The 1,436-nt window shown below is 67.9% G+C and carries 1 protein-coding gene; it reads right to left on the reverse strand.

The genetic code is table 11. The annotated features are described in order from the left end of the window. Positions 1-17 precede the first annotated feature (17 nt). Positions 18-1,367, reverse strand: coding sequence for an IS4 family transposase (locus ACFYXB_RS45980; RefSeq protein WP_389591478.1), 1,350 nt, complete (start codon positions 1,365-1,367; stop codon positions 18-20). Between the last annotated feature and the right edge of the window lie 69 nt (positions 1,368-1,436).

Raw genomic sequence — 1,436 nt, forward strand, 5'->3', positions numbered from 1 at the left:
CAATGCCGTTGCTTGAGTCAGTGAAGTACTGCCGGGTGCAAGGTGATGACCTTCGCCGTGGTCTTGCGGGTGGGCTGACGGACCTGGCCTTTTGCGCGGAACGAGTACTTGGAGTCGGGGCGCTTGATGTGGCGGTCGGTCTCGCGTCTGCGTCGGGGTCCGCTGTCGAGCTTCCGACGGAGTTTCGAGGCGAGCATGGCCATGAACTTGCCGATCTTCGCCGCGGTGTTCGCGGTCTGGCTCGTCACGCTGCGGCGCACGTGCTTGAGCACCTTGAGGAAGGAGACCCGGTCCGGGTCGATGTTCCCGCCGTCGGCCAACTCCACGATGATCCGGATCAGGCAGTGGTGGACCACCAGATGCGCCCAGGCCTCCTGGAACGCCAGGTCCGGGTCTGCCGAGCGCAGAACCTGTTGCGGGCCGCGCTGGAAGGTCTTGACCTGGCGATATGAGGATTCCGCTTCCCACCTGTCGCTATACAGGGCTGCGAGTTCGGCCGCCGGGTATTGCCCGGGGTCGAGCAGGTCGGTCAGGAGCCGGATCACCTCGCCGCCGTCAACTCGGTACTCCACCACGCGCAGCACGACGTGGCCGGGTGCCGCCCGCTTCTGCCCGGCCAGGTTCATCCTGGCCAGATACGTCCCGTCGCTCAGGTACTCGATCGGCCGGGCGGCCACGCATGAGCGCGCCCGGATCAGCAGGTGGGCGCCCGCGTCGGTGTAGGCACGCCACAGCGCCACCCCGGGGAAGCCCCGGTCCATGATGACAAGCATGCCGTCGGCCGATGCGGCGAGCCGGATCGCGAGTTCCGGCTCGCCGTGGCAGTGCCCGCCCACCGCGGCGTCGATCTGCGCATGGGTTCCGGTCTCGGTCAGCGTCACCACTCTCACCTGGGGGAACCCGGCATCCTGACCGCGCGCGTCCTTCATGCCGCCGAGCTGGCGCCGGTTCGCCTCTGTCTCCGGCGCGTCCAGGACGAAGCCGTCCACCGCCGCCAGACGCATCCCCTGGTAGAACGAGCCTTCCAGGCCAGCCGGGGCCAACGGGCCCGCCAGCTCGCGGAACACCGTCTCCAGAACCTGCGGCCCCAGCCGCCGCCGGGCCCGCGTGAACGAGGACTTGTTCGGGATGCTCCCACTCAACTCAGGGATACCGCCGACCAGTTGCTCGGCCACGTCGTCGTAGGAGTCCTGCTGAAACAAGGCCAGGGCGAGGGTGAAGTAGACCATGAACCCGGCCGGCAGTGCGCCGGGCTTCTTGTCCCGGACCCCGCACTTGTCCAGCGCCGCAGCGATGAGCTCCGGAGTCACCCACCGGGTCACCGCCCCCAGTCGCACATGATCGGATAACCCCACCCACGGATGCATACCGGGTCCAACGACCGCACTGCCCCGGCGTCACGGGGAACTGCTTGCCATCCTCAAGCAACGGCATTG

It is taken from the genome of Streptomyces sp. NPDC002619, assembly GCF_042889305.1.
GTDB lineage: Bacteria > Actinomycetota > Actinomycetes > Streptomycetales > Streptomycetaceae > Streptomyces.

Excerpts from the sequence above, each read along its gene's own strand:
- ACFYXB_RS45980 (WP_389591478.1), bottom strand. The coding sequence starts at position 1,367 with ATGCATCCGTGGGTGGGGTTATCCGATCATGTGCGACTGGGGGCGGTG.